This window comes from Aureisphaera galaxeae (genome assembly GCF_028561275.1).
Taxonomy (GTDB): domain Bacteria; phylum Bacteroidota; class Bacteroidia; order Flavobacteriales; family Flavobacteriaceae; genus Aureisphaera; species Aureisphaera galaxeae.
Genome location: NZ_JAQQTF010000002.1, coordinates 270,055 through 287,848, shown reverse-complemented (window position 1 = coordinate 287,848; position 17,794 = coordinate 270,055). Strand labels below are relative to the sequence as shown.

General features: G+C 41.9%; 16 protein-coding genes. 6 read left to right on the top strand and 10 right to left on the bottom strand.

Going from position 1 to position 17,794, the window contains the following annotated elements; translation table 11 throughout:
- Positions 1–47 precede the first annotated feature (47 nt).
- Positions 48–1,187 (bottom strand): methionine aminotransferase, encoded by a 1,140-nt coding sequence (locus tag POV27_RS01100; RefSeq protein ID WP_272860880.1) that lies wholly within the window; start codon positions 1,185–1,187, stop codon positions 48–50.
- A gap of 115 nt (positions 1,188–1,302) precedes the next feature.
- Between POV27_RS01100 and POV27_RS01095 the strand changes: the two genes are divergently transcribed.
- Positions 1,303–3,540, top strand: a complete 2,238-nt coding sequence (locus tag POV27_RS01095) for a response regulator (RefSeq protein ID WP_272860879.1) — start codon at positions 1,303–1,305, stop codon at positions 3,538–3,540.
- Here the strand turns inward: POV27_RS01095 and POV27_RS01090 are convergent.
- The 6 genes from POV27_RS01090 to POV27_RS01065 all read right to left on the bottom strand — a co-directional run bounded on the left by POV27_RS01090 (position 3,533) and on the right by POV27_RS01065 (position 11,346).
- Complete coding sequence (locus POV27_RS01090; protein ID WP_272860878.1) at positions 3,533–4,009, bottom strand: very short patch repair endonuclease; 477 nt, start codon at positions 4,007–4,009, stop codon at positions 3,533–3,535. The genes POV27_RS01095 and POV27_RS01090 overlap by 8 nt on opposite strands.
- A gap of 79 nt (positions 4,010–4,088) precedes the next feature.
- Positions 4,089–4,835, bottom strand: coding sequence for a succinate dehydrogenase/fumarate reductase iron-sulfur subunit (locus POV27_RS01085; protein WP_272860877.1), 747 nt, complete (start codon positions 4,833–4,835; stop codon positions 4,089–4,091).
- A 10-nt stretch (positions 4,836–4,845) separates the two neighbouring features.
- Positions 4,846–6,849 carry a fumarate reductase/succinate dehydrogenase flavoprotein subunit gene (locus tag POV27_RS01080; RefSeq protein ID WP_272860876.1) on the bottom strand — a complete coding sequence of 668 codons (2,004 nt, stop codon included), beginning with the start codon at positions 6,847–6,849 and terminating at the stop codon, positions 4,846–4,848.
- An 11-nt stretch (positions 6,850–6,860) separates the two neighbouring features.
- Complete coding sequence (locus POV27_RS01075; protein WP_272860875.1) at positions 6,861–7,535, bottom strand: succinate dehydrogenase cytochrome b subunit; 675 nt, start codon at positions 7,533–7,535, stop codon at positions 6,861–6,863.
- 164 nt (positions 7,536–7,699) lie between these two features.
- Positions 7,700–8,464: an SMI1/KNR4 family protein gene (locus POV27_RS01070; protein ID WP_272860874.1), complete on the bottom strand. Its 765-nt coding sequence runs from the start codon at positions 8,462–8,464 to the stop codon at positions 7,700–7,702.
- A 35-nt stretch (positions 8,465–8,499) separates the two neighbouring features.
- The gene (locus tag POV27_RS01065; RefSeq protein WP_272860873.1) at positions 8,500–11,346 is read right to left on the bottom strand and encodes a WD40/YVTN/BNR-like repeat-containing protein; all 2,847 of its coding nucleotides are present in this window, start codon (positions 11,344–11,346) and stop codon (positions 8,500–8,502) included.
- 126 nt (positions 11,347–11,472) lie between these two features.
- Between POV27_RS01065 and POV27_RS01060 the strand changes: the two genes are divergently transcribed.
- Entirely contained in the window at positions 11,473–12,057 is a 585-nt protein-coding gene (locus tag POV27_RS01060) for a Crp/Fnr family transcriptional regulator (protein WP_272860872.1), read from the top strand.
- A 71-nt stretch (positions 12,058–12,128) separates the two neighbouring features.
- Positions 12,129–13,421 (top strand): aminopeptidase P family protein, encoded by a 1,293-nt coding sequence (locus POV27_RS01055; RefSeq protein ID WP_272860871.1) that lies wholly within the window; start codon positions 12,129–12,131, stop codon positions 13,419–13,421.
- A gap of 37 nt (positions 13,422–13,458) precedes the next feature.
- Here POV27_RS01055 and POV27_RS01050 read toward each other — a convergent pair whose 3' ends face one another.
- Together POV27_RS01050 and brnQ are read right to left on the bottom strand one after the other, a co-directional pair.
- The gene (locus tag POV27_RS01050) at positions 13,459–13,755 is read right to left on the bottom strand and encodes an isoamylase early set domain-containing protein (protein WP_272860870.1); all 297 of its coding nucleotides are present in this window, start codon (positions 13,753–13,755) and stop codon (positions 13,459–13,461) included.
- 258 nt (positions 13,756–14,013) lie between these two features.
- A complete protein-coding gene (gene brnQ, locus POV27_RS01045) occupies positions 14,014–15,297 on the bottom strand; it encodes a branched-chain amino acid transport system II carrier protein (RefSeq protein ID WP_272860869.1) in 1,284 nt (427 codons plus the stop codon).
- Positions 15,298–15,328: 31 nt separating this feature from the next.
- On the opposite strand from brnQ, the gene POV27_RS01040 reads away from it, so the two are divergent.
- From POV27_RS01040 to POV27_RS01030, 3 genes are all read left to right on the top strand, one after another.
- Positions 15,329–16,099: an alpha/beta fold hydrolase gene (locus POV27_RS01040; protein ID WP_272860868.1), complete on the top strand. Its 771-nt coding sequence runs from the start codon at positions 15,329–15,331 to the stop codon at positions 16,097–16,099.
- Between the two features lie 62 nt (positions 16,100–16,161).
- The gene (locus POV27_RS01035) at positions 16,162–16,431 is read left to right on the top strand and encodes a hypothetical protein (RefSeq protein ID WP_272860867.1); all 270 of its coding nucleotides are present in this window, start codon (positions 16,162–16,164) and stop codon (positions 16,429–16,431) included.
- A complete protein-coding gene (locus POV27_RS01030; RefSeq protein WP_272860866.1) occupies positions 16,412–16,615 on the top strand; it encodes a hypothetical protein in 204 nt (67 codons plus the stop codon). The genes POV27_RS01035 and POV27_RS01030 overlap by 20 nt, the downstream gene beginning before the upstream one ends.
- 1 nt (position 16,616) lies before the next feature.
- Here POV27_RS01030 and thiL read toward each other — a convergent pair whose 3' ends face one another.
- The gene (thiL, locus tag POV27_RS01025) at positions 16,617–17,669 is read right to left on the bottom strand and encodes a thiamine-phosphate kinase (RefSeq protein WP_272860865.1); all 1,053 of its coding nucleotides are present in this window, start codon (positions 17,667–17,669) and stop codon (positions 16,617–16,619) included.
- Positions 17,670–17,794: the final 125 nt, after the last annotated feature.

The following is a 17,794-nucleotide window of genomic DNA, read 5'->3' as shown; positions in this document are numbered from 1 at the left end:
ATGTAGTGTTCCGCCCTCAGATCGACAAACGATTTATATTTTTCTTATCATAATCCGTTCAAAATATTGGCGGCGGCAGTAAGGGTCTCTTCTTTTTTCGCAAAACACACCCGAATCTGTTTGAAATCCTCCTGGTTTTTATTGAATACGGAAGTCGGGATGGTAGCGAGGCCATGCTCCTTGGTCAAACGTTCAGCAAAAGCAACATCGCCTTCATCCGAAATAGCCGAATAATCCAATAACTGAAAATAGGTTCCTTTCGCCGGAAGGATGTTGAAACGGGAATCTTTGATGAGATGCAACAGAGCATCACGTTTCTGTTGGTAGAAGACGGGCAAACTCAAATAGTGTGACTCCTTCTGAAGGTACTTTGCCAATCCTTTTTGTGCCGGATGGTGCACAGAGAACACATTGTACTGGTGTACTTTCTGAAATTCGCTCATTAAAGGCTCGGGTGCCAAACAATAGCCCATTTTCCAACCGGTATTGTGAAAGGTTTTTCCAAAGGAAGCTGTAATAAAGGAACGCTTAGAAAGGCCTTCGAAACGCGCTGCGCTTTGATGTGCATGTCCATCGAAAATAATATGCTCATATACCTCGTCACTTATGACCCAAAGATTATGCTTCTCGGCCAACGCCTGAAGTTGCAGCATATCGTCTTCGGAAAGAATGGCTCCACTGGGATTGTGCGGTGTATTGACCATAATCATTTTGGTCCTGTCGGTAATATGATGGGCAACCTTATCCCAATCGGGAGCATAACTCGGAGGCCGTAGTTGAATGGGCACACTAATTCCGCCAAACAACTCTATGGCCGGTTCGTAACAATCGTAGGCTGGACTAAATACAATGACCTCATCTCCCTTGTTAATGGTAGCCGCAATTGCAGTGAAAATAGCCTGCGTCGCCCCTGCTGTAATGGTGATCTCTGTATTGGGGTCGTACGTTCTTCCATATAGTGATTGCGTTTTCTGGGTAATGATCTCTCGTAAGCCCAGATCCCCTTGCATAGGAGCATATTGATTGTGCCCCGCATCCATGGCTTCACTCACATATTGAGTTAATAATGAATCACTTGGAAAATCGGGAAATCCTTGCGACAAATTAATGGCGCCATAGTCTTTGGCCATTTTACTCATCACAGTAAAAATGGTGGTAGTAACGTTGGGAAGTTTGGATATGATCATAGCCGATAAAATTAAACGAAGGCCTTCTTATGGGCAAGATTTGACCCAAAATTTAGCTAATTGAAAGAAAATCCGTACATTGCACCACCCGAATTTTATAAACTTAACCTCGAACATGGTACGGAACTTCTGTTTCATACTGCTTTGTTTATGCCCCGCAATTGCCTTATCCCAAGGTACATCTGCGCAGGAGCGAGATTCCTATTTGCTTAGCACGACGTATTTCGAAAAACTTGTTGACTCTTCAAACACCTATTATTTAGATGGTGATTATAAGGCTTCTTTAGGAGTAAATATCGAGCTTCTTAAAAATGCGCTTATCAGCAATAAAACTGCCTACATCTATAAAGGGTACCGTCATTTAGGATACGATTATATGGCCCTAAACGATAGTATTTTGGCCTTGGAAAGTTTTAAGAAAGCCGAAAAGTTTGCGCAAGTTGCCAAAAACGACACAGCCATGGCCATTACCTATATGGACTTGGCGAATATAAACAGCAACCTGTACAACAAAACCGATGTAGCCCTTGAGTATCACAACAAATCGATTAGGGCCTTCGAAGCATTAAGGGATTCCTCTTATCTTGCCAAAGCGCATTACAATAAGATCATCACTGCCTTGGAAGCCAAGGAATACAATCAGGCGTTTTTAAGTTTGGTAAAGGTGAAGAAGCTCGTTAAGCACGATCCGCACCCAGCATTTCGCATTACTGTAGAAGCATTATACGGTCAGTATTATCTGGAAAAGGAAAACTATGAAATGGCCGATATCTATCTAAACAGAGCTATGAAATGGGCCGAAGAGGGGAACTATACTGCCGAGTTGGAGAATATTTATTACGACTTTAGTGAAAGTTTGGCCGGTCAAGGAAAATTTGAAGAATCCTTAGAGCTACGAAAGAAATACGAAGACCACTTTGAGAAAAATCTACTGAAAATGACTTCTGCGGAGGTGGAAGCCATGTCTGCCAAATTCCAAGTTAATGAATACCGAAGGGGCATCATGGAGGCCGAATTGCAAAATAAGCTCCAGGCAGAAAAAGTGAGGAGTAAAAGTTTGCTGAACAAAATCCTCATCGCCACTTCAATAGGGGTAATTTCTTTACTTGTCGTTTTATGGATGGCTTTTAGAAGAAGGAAGCAATTGGTGCTTCTTTTAAAGGACAAAAATCAAGCGTACCTTCAGGCCAAGGAACAATCGGAAAAATATGCAACGGCCAAGAGTAATTTCTTTTCTACCGTGAGTCATGAATTGCGAACGCCGCTCTATGGGGTGATTGGGCTAAGTACTATCCTTATGGAAAACGATGAGCTTAAAGCCCATGAAAAGGATTTAAAATCCCTAAAATTCTCGGCAGATTATCTATTGGCACTAATCAACGATGTGCTTCAAATTAATAAGATTGACTCCAACAATATGGAGGATTCACACTCGGCATTCAATCTCAAGGAATTATTGGAAACCATTGTTTCTTCTTTCGAATACATGAAGATTCAAAACAAAAACCTGATCAAGATTTATGTGGACCCGACCATTCCAACCATGATCTCTGGGAATCCGTTGCGTTTATCTCAAATCCTGATGAATCTGATTGGAAACGCTGTGAAATTTACCGAGAATGGAGTTATTCAGGTTTCTGCCAGAGCCCATCAAGTTTCAGAAAATCATGTGGATGTTCAATTTGATATTGCCGATAATGGAATTGGGATCGCCAAGGAGAAAATCACCACCATTTTTGAAGAGTTTTCGCAAGCTGCCTCCCAAGAATACAATTATCAAGGTACTGGTTTGGGACTGCCTATTGTTAAGAAGTTATTAGCCCTATCCAATTCCGATCTGGAAGTGGAAAGTGAATTAGGCAAAGGATCAACCTTCCGCTTCTCTTTGGTATATGGAATTGCCGATGCAAAAGAAGCTCCAAAGGAAGATGCCTCTACCCTTATTGATATTACGATCCTAGAGGAAAAACAAATTCTCATCGTAGAAGACAACCGCATTAATCAAATCGTTACCCAAAAGATCCTGGAAAAAGAAGGGGTGGTTTGTACCATCGCCGATAATGGTCAAAAAGCGGTAGACATGGTCAAGTCCAAAAAATTCGACTTAGTACTTATGGACATCAATATGCCCATTATGGATGGAATACAGGCGACCGCTTCGATTCGCGAATTCGACGAATTCCTACCAATCATCGCATTAACGGCAGTAGAAATAGAGGAAATGCGTCATAAGATCTATCAATCGGGTATGAATGATATCATTGTAAAACCATACGATGTAAATCAGTTCATACAAACGATTTTGAAGAATCTGCGCCACCGGGAAAACAAAAATCATTTACAGGCTATCTAGCCAAATACGGGTAGGATTTAATGTAACCCACGACGTCGTTTACACAGGTGTTTACATCATTTTTAATTTCACCTGCCCAAAACCGGAATACCGTAAAGCCCATTTCTTGTAACTGCCGATTTACTTCCTGATCCTTCTGAATGTTTCGCTCAATTTTTGGAATCCAGAATCCGCGATTGCTTTTAATGGTTTCCCTTTTTACATCCCAGTCATAGCCGTGCCAAAATTCACCATCGATAAAAACGGCCAATTTGTATTTTAAGATGGAAACGTCTGGCTTACCGGGAAGTCGTTTCGCATTTACCCGATATCGAATCCCTCGAGCCCATAGCGCCCTTCTAAAGCGCATTTCGGGCTTTGTATCCTTCGCCCGAATCTTACTCATAATCCTAGAACGTTTTTTAGTAGTATAAAACCCCGCCTCTTCTTCGAACCTAGGTACTTTTATTTTGTCTTCTTTGTATTCCACGACTCTTTAAAAGTACAAAACAGATAAAAAAATCCCGAACCAAAGGTCCGGGATAATATATAAGTATATCTAAAACTGTCTATCCTTTAAAACTAGCCGTAAGGTATTCTCGGTTCATTCTCGCAATGTTCTCCAGAGAAATTCCCTTAGGACATTCTACTTCACAAGCTCCGGTATTGGTACAGTTACCAAATCCTTCTTTGTCCATCTGCTCTACCATATTAAGCACACGGCGCGTAGCTTCTACCCTTCCTTGTGGCAATAGTGCATACTGGCTCACCTTGGCAGAGGTAAATAGCATCGCACTTGCATTTTTACAAGCAGCAACACAAGCTCCACAACCAATGCAGGTGGCAGCGTTAAATGCAGCATCGGCATCTTCCTTTTCAACAGGAATGGCATTTGCATCGATCGTATTTCCAGAGGTGTTTACAGATATGTATCCTCCTGCTTGTTGAATGCGATCGAAAGCACTACGATCTACCATTAGGTCCTTAATTACCGGGAATGCCTTCGCACGAAATGGTTCAATAACAATGGTATCTCCATCATTAAACTTACGCATGTGCAACTGGCAAGTAGTAACTAATCTGTCTGGTCCATGAGGCTCTCCATTAATCTGTAGGGAACAAGCACCGCAAATTCCTTCACGACAGTCGTGATCGAATACTACAGGCTCTTCTCCTTTTTCAATGAGTTCCGTATTTAAAACATCCAGCATTTCCAAGAAAGACATATCGCCATCGATCCCATCGATAGGATAAGTTTGCATACTTCCTTTGGCCGTCGCATTCTTTTGTCTCCAAATTTTTAAGGTTAACTTCATAGCTGTATGTTTATTTGTAACTTCTAGTTTTTACTTCAATATTATCGTACTCCAAGTGCTCCTTATGCAATACCGCATCGCTTGGCTCTCCTTTGTATTCCCAAGCAGCAACGTACATAAAGTTTTCGTCATCCCTAAGGGCTTCCCCTTCTTCGGTCTGATACTCTTCCCTAAAGTGGCCTCCGCAAGATTCGTTTCTGTGCAGGGCATCCTTGGCAAACAATTCCCCAAGTTCCAGGAAATCGGCAACACGCATGGCTTTTTCCAATTCTGGGTTCATTTCGTTCATTTCTCCAGGAACACGTACCTCTTTATAGAATTCTTCACGTAAAGATTTGATTTCGGCAATTGCCGCGGTCAATCCTTTTTCATTACGCGCCATCCCAACCTGGTTCCACATGATTTTTCCCAGGCGTTTATGGAAATGATCCACACTCTTTGTTCCGTTGTTGTTGATCAATTTTTCCAATTGATTCCTAACATTCTTCTCGGCCTCCTCGAACTCGGGCAGGTCAGTAGAAATTGCTCCGGTTCTAATATCGTGAGAAAGGTAATCTCCAATAGTGTAAGGTAGTACAAAATATCCGTCGGCCAATCCTTGCATCAATGCAGAAGCTCCCAATCGGTTTGCTCCGTGATCGCTAAAATTCGCCTCCCCAGCCGCATAGCATCCTGGGATAGTCGTCTGTAAGTTATAATCTACCCAAATACCACCCATAGTGTAGTGTACCGCAGGATAAATCATCATTGGGGTTTTGTACGGATTCTCATCTACGATCTTCTCGTACATCTGGAAAAGGTTTCCGTATTTGTTTTCGACCACCTTTTCTCCAAATCCACGGATCACTTCCTCACTTGGGTTCTCAATTTTTTGAATGGCCGCCTGCTCTTTCCCGTAGCGCATGATAGCACTGGAGAAATCCAAATACACAGCCTCTCCTGTTTTATTTACACCAAAACCAGCATCACAACGCTCTTTAGCAGCTCTAGAAGCTACGTCCCTTGGCACTAAGTTACCGAAGGAAGGATAGCGACGCTCTAGATAGTAATCGCGCTCTTCTTCGCTCAATTCTGTGGGTTTCTTTTTCCCTTCGCGAATGGCAATGGCATCCTCTTTTTTCTTGGGCACCCAAATTCGTCCGTCGTTACGAAGTGACTCGGACATCAAAGTAAGTTTCGATTGGTGATCTCCAGAAACAGGAATACAGGTCGGGTGAATCTGAGTGTAACATGGGTTGGCAAAGTAGGCCCCTCTTTTATGAATTTTCCAAGAAGCGGTTACGTTACTTCCCATCGCATTGGTAGACAGGAAGAATACATTTCCGTATCCACCTGTAGCAATCACTACTGCGTGAGCTGAATGTCTTTCAATTTCACCGGTTACCAGATCACGAGCAATGATTCCTCGCGCTTTTCCGCCAACCACCACCAAATCCAACATTTCATGTCGGTTATAGGATTGTATTTTCCCACGGTTAATTTGACGGTTCATAGCAGAGTAAGCCCCTAGCAATAATTGTTGTCCCGTTTGTCCCTTCGCATAGAAGGTACGCGATACTAGCACCCCTCCAAAGGAACGGTTGTCTAACAATCCGCCATATTCGCGGGCAAAAGGAACTCCTTGCGCCACACATTGGTCGATAATATTGGCAGAAACCTCAGCAAGTCGGTATACATTTTCTTCCCGGGAACGGTAGTCACCCCCTTTAATGGTATCGTAAAACAAACGATAGGTGGAGTCTCCGTCTCCCTGATAGTTTTTGGCTGCATTGATTCCTCCCTGAGCGGCAATAGAGTGTGCTCTACGTGGGGAATCTTGATAGCAGAAAGTCTTTACGTTATATCCCAATTCGGCCAAGGTAGCAGCGGCACTTCCTCCAGCCAAACCTGTCCCTACAACGATCACGTCTATATTACGCTTGTTGGCAGGGTTTACGAGATTGATTTCGTTTTTATGTTTTGTCCACTTTTCGGCTAGTGGTCCTTTGGGCAATTTTGAATCTTGTACTGACATAGCTTCCTTTATTAGTGGTTATGATTTAGGTGGTGAAACAAGGCGATGAAAATGAATCCAAGCGGAATCACAATCGCATACACCTTTGCAAATTTGGTCAGTGCCTTAGAATATTTATTGTTGAATCCAACACTTTGGAAGGAACTTGCGAATCCATGCCATAGGTGCAATGCCAACAAGGCAAAAGCAAGTACATAGGCACCTACACGCAAAGGGCTTACGAATTTCTCCTGCAATTCATGGTAGTATCTAAACTCACCATCATGCATACCGGACATATCCCCTACGATGTATTTGGTATTGATTTCTGGAATCCAGAAATCGATAAAGTGTAACACCAAGAAGGCAAGTACTACTATACCGGAAATAATCATATTTCTCGATGCCCAAGAGGCATTTGCACCTCCTTTGTAAGAAGCATACTTTACATTTCGAGCATTACGATTCTTGATCTCAAGGATGAAGCCCATTACGAAGTGGAAAATCACACCGAAAATAAGGATCGGCTGCAATAATGCTTGCACCAACCGATTCGTTCCCATAAAATGGGACCATTCGTTAAAGGTATCCGGCGAAAAAACCGAGGTTAAATTAATGGTGAAATGTTGTGCTAAGAAAAAAACTAGAAACAGTCCCGAGAGTGCCATGGCTACTTTCCGGGCGATGGAAGATGAGTTGATTCCCATTATGGTTTTCTTTTCAAAATTTTGAATTGCAAATTTACGTCTCAAATGAGCGATTGCCAAAAAATTACCCATTTTTACCTTATTTAGACTGAATCCAAAAAGAGGGTTTTGGGCATAAAAAAACCCCGGAAAGATTCGGAGTTCTTTTTATATGATTTGTTTACTTATTTCCATATCTCAAACCACTTTCGCTTCTTACTTTCTTTTATTTGACCGTTCGAGTCTTCAATTTGATCATCCAAGGCTTCCCGATTTTGAATATCTTCCAAAGATCGTTCTGAATAACCAAACCAATTTGGTCCATCGTTAATAAGTTTTCCCGATATTACCTCGTCCAACCAGCGCTCATACCAATCCAAAAAATTATCCTCAAAGGTAAATTGAGGTTTTTGTAAGGAAATATCCAAATTAACCACTTTCCCTTTATTTACTCCTTGCAACACTAATCCGTGCACGTAAGAACATCCCTGCGAGCCAATAGGTAAAATCCCACCAAAAATCTTACTTAATTCTTCATCGTAATCATTCTCCGAAATGTCCTCATCATTCTCAACCCTATACGTAAGTTCATCCCAATACGCATCACTCATATTGGGGTAGATTTTTACTTCATTAGATAAAAATATTTTAGCCGGAACCACAATCTCATGTATATTTTCGGCAAAGGGATAAATGCCATAAAAAGGCCCCGCAGCAGAATTAGAATGGGATACACCGCCATTACCTATTCTCGTAACAAAACTTTTATAGCATTCAGGTAATGCTACCTTATACTTTTCCTCAAACGAGCTAACTTCACTTTCGGCAATGACTTTCCCGATTTTATACTTATGGTGAGAAGAACCAAATACTTTATACCCCGTATCCTTCTTTCGGGCTTTCTTAAGCTTATAGCATATTCGATCTACTTGTTCCGTATATGTAGCCATACAACAAGATTAATGTTAATGTATGTGCTCTTGGGCTATTTCAACTCAAACATTTGCTCATGGCTCTTGCCATTTACGGATACAACTACTTTATAAGATCCTTTCGGCAAGTAGTATTCGCCATTGTCCGCTTCCTTTATTTTATTCCCAGCATTCTCCATAGCCTTTCTTCCCTTTTTGGAAAGGGTAAGGTCATACACGGCCATGTTAATTCCCCTGGAAGCGTCTTGAGTCATTTGCTGCAATTCTGCTCCATCTTCTGTACTTACGGTGAGGGTAGCTTTTCCATCGGAAGGGCTGTAAAACTGAATATTCATCTCCGGCACAAAGGGATCTCCGAAACTATTGAACCCAGTACTTCCCCAGCGGACAGAAGCTCTCATTCCCTTTATTCCTGCGACTAGCACCTCACCCATAGTATCTGAAGACAACTGCTGAATTAAGGAAATATCCCCTACGTAAATAGAACGTCCATGCGTTCCCAACACCAAATGCTTCGCTTCTTCCTGAATGACCAAATCATGATAGGCCACATTCGTTAATCCTTCTACAAAAGGCATCCAATTGACACCGCGATCCAAGGATACGTAGGCTCCATTATCCGTTCCCAAATACAACACATTCATATTTTCTGGATCCTCCTTAATAACGTTTACGGGAGAAGTGGGTAAATTAGAACTGATGTTCTTCCACGTCGCTCCGAAATCTTCAGAAACATAGACATAGGGTTTAAAATCATCCCAACGATAACCATTCAAGGTAACGTACACCCTCGATTTTTTATGGCTAGAGGCAATGACACGACTTACCCATAAATCCTTCGGAAAGGAATTGGATAGTTTCTTCCAATCACCTCCTCCATTCTTGGTAACATACACCAAGCCATCGTCACTTCCCGTGTAAATCAATCCGAATTGGAACGGGGATTCGCTCAAGCTCGTAATGGTCCCATAAGCGACATTTCCAGGTTTTCCTCCTTGGGTAAGATCGAACGAAATAGCCGTCCAATCGTCCCCTTGATTCATAGAACGCATCAATTTGTTTCCTCCTAAGTAAAGAATATCCTGATTGTGATCACTCAACTCGATAGGTGTTTGCCAATTGAAACGGTAGGGGTTTTCTCCCAATTCGTGTTTTATGTTGAGATATTTCCTCTGACCTGCTTTTCGGTTAATTCTAAAATAGTTCCCGAACTGAAATCCGGTATACACAATATTACTATCTCTGTTGTCTATTTCTATCTGCATACCATCACCGCCCATGATGCCTTCATAAGGATATTGGCCTCTTTGGTGCCATTCAACACTTTCTTCATAGGTATGTGCTCCTACCCAAACCCCATTATCCTGCAATCCACCATACACATTGTAGGGCTTCTCATTGTCTACATTAATAGCATAAAACTGCCCTACCGAAGGCGTATTGCACTTAATCCAGTTTTCCCCGTCGTCATACGAAATGTTTACCCCTCCATCATTCCCATCAATAAGATGTCCCGGTTGTTTAGGGTTGATCCAAAGGGCGTGATGATCGGCGTGAACGTTATCGGCAGTAATAGAAGTAAAAGACTTTCCGCCATCTTTAGACTTTAATATAGGAACTCCATAAATGTAAATACCATCTGCATTACTGGGATCTACGTGGATTTTTCCGAAGTAGTATCCATAACTGTAGTACAATCCATCCAAATACCCATCGTGTGTCTTTTTCCATGTCTTTCCTCCATTCTCACTTTTATATACCTCTGCGCCAATCACTGGAGTATCGAACAACAATGTATTAGCATCTTCCAAATACTTGGCGAGATCTATGGGTTCTGCACTGCCGCTGCGAATCATTTGTTTTACATTTTCCGCCTTGTACTTGTCCTGAAATCGATTGCCGCGTAAAAATTGCTCTAGCTTTTTGTTATCCAACGCCAAGAACTGATCCTTGGTCATGGTCTTAAAATCGTCTTTAGAAAGTTCATCCTTAGTTTCTTCATCATCCTTCTCCTTTTCGCGACGGAACTGACTGTCGTGAATGGCATAAACCACATTTTCATTTACTACTGCCAAACCAATACGTCCTACACCTTCTCCTGTTGGGAATCCACTACCGTCCACCGAAATCTTAGTCCAAGAATTTCCGGCATCGGTACTTTTATAGATGGCACTTCCTGCACCACTTCCCCTGAAGTTCCACGCCTTTCGGTCCTTATCCCAAGAGGAAGCATATACGATATTGAAATTGGAAGGATGTACATCCATTTCAATAATTCCACTCTGATCATCTACATATAATGTCTTGTTCCAAGACTTCCCGCCATCAATGGTTTTATAAACACCTCGTTCTGTGTTCTTGGAATACAAATGCCCCACGGCACTTACCAACAGCTCGTCGGAGTTGTTGGGATTGATAATGATCTTACTGATGTGATGGGAATCTTTAAGTCCCATGTTCTTCCAAGTCTTACCATTATCGGTAGATTGCAATATACCAATACCAGCATAAGACGAACGGGACGAATTCACCTCTCCGGTTCCTACCCAAATGGTTCTACTCTTCCAATCTACGGCTAAACTTCCCACATTTTGGGTCGGGCTGCTATCCAATACTGGTTCGAAGGTGGTTCCGTTGTTTTTGGTATGCCATACCCCCCCACTCGCATAACCCACATAGAATTCTATAGGATTGTTGGGGTTTACCGCAAAGTCGACCACACGTCCACTCATTATGGTAGGGCCAATATTTTTGAAAGGTAAGTTCCTAACCATAGAATTCTTGGCCATTTCGGTCTTTTGGGTAATTCCTTTTTCTACTTCTGAAGCTGGGGTTGCCGGTTGCTGTGAAAATGCGACATACGAAAGCAACCCTAGAGCGATGGAGAGTATTTTTTTCATTTTGGTGGTTTTTCTTCTTGAAAAGTACAGTTTGATAAAAATACTTCAAAATTATTTGGGGAAGTTTAACATCCCAGCCCGCAATTCTCCGAATCTTTTTACCTTCGGTAACGAGAACGAGAAACCATGGAACGATCTCCAGAACATTTTGAAACTTATTTGAAGACGATCATCGACAATCCTGCGATGGAATCTGGGCTTTCCGATATTCAGAACGCCTTCCGCCCCCTATCACTTTTCAAAAACAGCTTCTTTGTGGAAGAAGGCCAAATATGCCCTTATTTCTGTTACATAGAAAACGGCATCCTGCAGCATTCCCTAAGCATCTTGGGAGAGGAAAAAACCACCTATCTGGCCTTACGGAATTCCTGCACTGCTGCTTTGAAAAGCTTTCGGTTTCGTACTCCTTCCCGAAAAAACATCCGTGCCCTGAGCGATTGCGATCTTTGGGTGATCGAACTGAATGCTTTTGAATATCTCCTTAAAAATAACCCTACATTCTATACCTTTTATTACAACCTCATCGAAAACCAGATCTATAGAATAGACGACTATCGCATCGATCTGCTCACTCTTACCCCAGAAGAGCGCTACCAAAAAATGCTGGAAAACGAACCCAAATTACTGCAACAAGTACCACTTCATTATCTCGCTTCTTTTTTGGGCATTTCTACCCGCCACATGAGCCGAATTCGGAAAAACGTGAAATAAGGACATTTGGCTAGGTAGTTCTTTGCGCCATTGCGTACATTTGGAAGAACGAATCCTTTAAGTACAATTCCATGAAATACCATACCATAGACCGCAACCTGTATATAAAGAACCGTAAAAACTTTATGGCGCGTATGAAACCCAGTAGTTTAGCGGTATTCAATAGTAATGACATCTATCCCGTGAGTGCCGATAGTACCATGCCGTTTAATCAGCATAGGGACATTCTGTTCTTGAGTGGCGTTGACCAGGAAGAAAGTATTTTGGTATTATTTCCAGATGCTGCAGAGGAGAAACATCGCGAAGTACTTTTCCTTAGGGAAACCAATGAGCATATTGCCGTTTGGGAAGGAGAGAAATTAACCAAGGATCGCGCCTTCGAAGTAAGCGGAGTAAAAACCGTGTATTGGCTCAGTGAATTCGATAAGGTTTTCTTCGAATTGATGACGCAAGCCGATACCGTATATTTCAACACCAACGAACATTACCGCCAAGCCGTAGAAACCCAAACCCGTGAAGATCGTTTCATAAAAGCGACCAAGGAAAAATTTCCTGCACACAGCTGGGCGAAGAGTAATCCTATCCTCCAACGTTTACGATCGGTTAAGGATGCTATTGAAATCGATTTGATGCAAACCGCCTGCAACATTACTGAAAAAGGATTCCGCAGGGTATTGAATTTTGTAAAACCCAATGTTTGGGAATTCGAAATAGAAGCCGAGTACATGCATGAATTTTTGTGCAATCGATCCAAAGGATTTGCCTATACCCCTATCATTGCAAGTGGTAACAATGCCAATGTTCTACACTATATTGAAAACAATCAGCAGTGTAAGGATGGGGATCTTATCTTAATGGATGTGGGTGCCGAATATGCCAATTACAGTAGCGACATGACCCGTACCATTCCGGTAAATGGACGATTTACCGATCGCCAGAAGGACGTTTACAATGCGGTGAATCGTGTAAAAAATGAGGCCACTAAACTGTTGGTGCCAGGTGCTTTTTGGAAAGAATACCATGTAGAGGTTGGAAAGCTCATGACCTCAGAACTTCTAGGGTTGGGATTATTGGATAAGGCCGATGTACAGAACGAGAATCCCGATTGGCCTGCCTATAAAAAGTACTTCATGCACGGGACGTCCCATCATATTGGCTTAGACACGCATGACTACGGTATCCTTTGGGAACCCATAGAAGCCAATATGGTATTTACGGTAGAGCCTGGGATTTATATTCCAGAAGAAGGTTTCGGTATCCGATTGGAGGACGATGTTGTCGTTCAGCAACAGGGTGATCCTGTCAACCTCATGGGCAATATTCCCATCGAGGCCGAAGAAATCGAAGACTTGATGAACTCATAAATAAAAACTCCGGACAGTGTCCGGAGTTTCTTTTTTGTTACAGGTGCAACACACCGTTCTCCGCCGCAGCGTAATCGCTCCAAGCATAGGCATCTGCCTGCTCGTCGTTGGTATAACTACCGTCTACTACATATCTAAATTCGTATGACTGGTCTTTATCCAAATTTACGGTTCCCTTAAAGTTTCCATTCTTTAGTTTCTTTAAAGGAGTTGCTTCTGTATTCCATTCGTTGAAGGTCCCCACTACTTTTACTTCATGAGCCTCTTCTGCCGGCACGGTAAAGGTTACTTTACATACCGGTTTGCTTTTCAAGTACTGCTTGGTAATTGCCATAATTTTCAGTGTTTGATATGGTTTCAAATCTATAGAAGCCGACCCTTGTAACCAACACTTAAGTGATAAAAAATGAGCGATTTACGATACTGACAAAAAGAGGTGCCCTTTATTGAAAATTTCAAAAAATGAAGGGGGTTAAATTCAGAATATTTCAAAAAAATGATGCCCTTGAACGTACAAAAATTTCAGTCCTAAAAAACTACAACGTTTTCGATTATTAGGGGTTTTCGAAAAATAAGGTCGAAAACGTCAATTTTAGGATTCGGCCGTATTTTTTTCACGATTTCCGAAAAGATTCAAAAGCACAAAAGCAAGCAGCGCAGGAAGTATCCATCCCATATGTTCATTGCTAAATGGAATGATATCTTTTATAGATTGAAGAGACCCTTTTGGTAATAGAAAACCTAAAAAATCGGGAATGCTAAACAAAAAGGTTACTAGAATCACACCTTGAAATACCCTTCGTGGACGATACCGTTCGGGAAGGACATTTAGAAAAATAAGGGCAATGGTAATGGGGTAAATGAACATAAGGGCGGGAAGCGCTACGTCTATAATATAATGCACATCGAACTGACCGATAACAACCCCAAGGATACATCCCAAGACACCTGTGAAGATGTAGGCCTTTTGGGAATTCCCGAAAACGCCTTTTACGAAATCGGCCACTCCTGTCACAATTCCCACCGCAGTGGTAAAACAAGCCAATGCCACGAGAACGGCAAGAAAGGCAGTTCCTATATCACCCAGCGTTTTGGTACTTAATAGGGTTAGCAATTCTACACGGTTTTCAATTTCCAGGGTTCCGCTATAATACGCCCCCAAAGCGATGAGACCTCCATAGATGAAAAGCAATCCCAATCCGGCATACAATCCCGACTTACCAATCATCCTTCTTTTGTCTTCATAGTTATAGGTCCCTTGAAGCGCAAAAGAAATCACAATGACACCTCCTACGACCACGCCTCCAATAGCATCGAAGGTTTGATAGCCCTCCAATATTCCTTCTGTCAATGGTGAATTGAAAAGGGTAGCACGAATAGGTTCCACATCGGCAAATAGACCAATCCCAATGATGAGCAATAATATGATGATGATTAAAGGTGTAAGGAACTTCCCAATGATGCTCAATATCTTGGTACGGTTCAACACAAAAACCAATACCAAGGCGAAGTATATAAAACTCAGGGTAAGAGACGACATGGAAAAATAGGGCTGGATGGCCATTTCATAGGTAACGGAAGCCGTTCTAGGTGAAGGCAACGTGATAGAAATGATATATACTGCAATGGCATAGACCATGGCAAATGCTGGCGATACCTTATTGGCGAAATCGAGCATGGTTCCTTGAAGCCGTGCATGACCGTAAATAGCCATGATGGGAATGATCACCGCAGAAATGGCGAATCCCAGGATTACCCAAAACCAAGCATCTCCTGCATTGTATCCTAAAAAGGGAGGGAGAATTAAGTTTCCGGCGCCAAAAAATAATGAGAAAAGGGCAAAAGCAGTAACGAAGGTTTGTTTGGTCGGGCTCATTGGCGGATATTTGTCTGCCGAATATAGAAAAATGATTTATCACTACAACGAGGTCCCGATTTTTTATGAACAGACCGGAACAGGTCCTGCTATCGTCCTTTTGCATGGCTTTTTGGAAAGCAGTACGATGTGGGAAGAAATTGTAAGCGCTCTTTCTGGAAAATATACCTTTATATATATAGATCTTCCGGGCCATGGAAAAAGTGGCGTTATCGATGAAGTTCACACTATGGAACTTATGGCAAATGTGGTCTATCAATTATTGAATCACCTCAACCTTAAAAATGCCTCCTTTGTAGGACACTCTATGGGTGGTTACATAGCCTTGGCCCTTGCCGAAAAGCATACCACCTTAATAAATCATCTGGTATTGCTTAACTCTACCACCTTTGCAGACAGTGCGGACCGCAAAAAGCAACGTGATCGTGCTTTGCGTTTTATCGAAGCCGATAAGGATACTATTGTGAGCATGGCCATTTCCAATCTGTTCTATCCAGAAGTACGAAATACCTATGCCTCCGAAATCAAAAAACTTAAAGAGGAAGCCCTTCAATTTCCTACAGAAGGAATCATGGCAGCAATTCGCGGTATGAAAGATAGAAAGGACCGTACCGATGTCTTTAAAAATTTCCCCGGTGAAAAAACCATCGTATGTGGCAGTAAGGATCCCGTTGTCCCCTTATCGGTATCTAAAGAAATGGCAAAAGCTACTGGAGTAACCCTCAAGATTTTGGATGGAAGTCATATGAGTTGGATAGAAAATAGGTCTGAAATTGTTAAAATTGTGCATTTCATCGAATAAATTGTGCTTTTTGTCGGTTTTTTGGATTTTTTGTGTAAGTTTAATCACCAAATCTACCGACCATGAGAACTGAATCCCCTAAGCAATCGTTCACCTTTTCTGGACTATTATGCAGCACTTTAGGCCATGATTACGTGGTGACTCGGAAGATAACAAACCATATTAACGAATACCGATGTACCAATTGTGGCAAAGAGGTCACCGACAGCATGACGGGCCGACTGGAAATCCTCACCAGTAAAACCAGACAATTGAACACTTCGCTTGCCGATTTTTTTCAGAAAAAAATGAGGCGCAAAATCCCTGTATCTTATGAAAAAGCTAATCTGTAAAATCGTAGGACATAATTTTGTCTCCTTACGAGACAAGAATTCCCAAATCCGTGAATACCAATGTACTTGTTGTAAACAAAAATATACCGAAGACGGTTACGGACAGATTGTAAAGCTTACCAAATACTGGGAAGAGAACAACACTCTTTTCGAGCAGCATTTCAGTAATAGAAAGGCTATTTAAATTATTCCTCTTTTAAGGCATTCCATCCACGGGCTACCAAAGGAATTTTGGTATCGGCTCGTGTAATGAGGTGCATCCCTTCTTTTTCTTGGGTTATGTGTCCAATGACCGTTAGGTTGGGGTTGGCCTTAATTTTTGGAAAGTCCTCCATTTTAACGGTGAACAACAATTCATAATCCTCCCCTCCACTCAGAGCTATGGTAGTACTGTCTAACTGAAATTCCTCGCAGGTAGAAATCACTTGAGGATCTAAAGGAATTTTATCTTCGTACAAATTGCAACCTACTTTAGATTGCTTACATATATGAATGATTTCACTGGAGAGACCATCGCTTATGTCGATCATGGCCGTAGGAACCACTTCCAAATCCTCCAATAACTTAGGAATATCTTTTCTGGCTTCCGGCTTTAGCTGGCGTTCTACCAAATAGGTGTAGCTATCCAATTCGGGTTGTGCATTGGGATTGGTTTGGAACACCTGCTTTTCACGTTCCAATACTTGTAGCCCCAAATAAGCCGCTCCTAGGTCCCCTGTAACCACTAAAAGGTCATTTTCTTGAGCTCCATTACGATATACGATTTTGTCTTTGGCCGCTTCTCCGATAGCGGTTATGCTAATCACCAATCCAGCGGTAGAAGAAGTCGTGTCCCCACCAATAACATCTACATCATAAATACGGGCAGCAGTCTTAATACCGTCATACAATTCTTCCAAAGCTTCTACAGGAAATCGATTGGAAACTGCTAGGGAAACCGTGATCTGTTTGGCGGTGGCATTCATCGCATACACATCGCTCAGATTTACCATCACCGATTTGTATCCTAAATGCTTAAGGGGCATATATCCCAAATCGAAATGCACCCCTTCTACCAATAAATCGGTGGTAACTACTTGTTGCATTCCCTTCTCAGGGGCAATTACCGCAGCATCATCACCAATGCCTTTAACGGTAGAAGTATGTTTAATTTCTATGTTCTGGGTAAGGTGGTCTATGAGTCCAAATTCTCCCAATTCTGAAATAGGGGTGCGCGCCTTATTTTTATCTTCTAGCATAATCTACATTTAGCGCTGCAAAAATACAGCTTAAATACTAAGGAGGTAAGCCGGTTTCAAAAATAATTTCTTCGGTCTCAAAGTCTTATTTTATAAATACAGACCTAAAAAACAACAGTTTAACT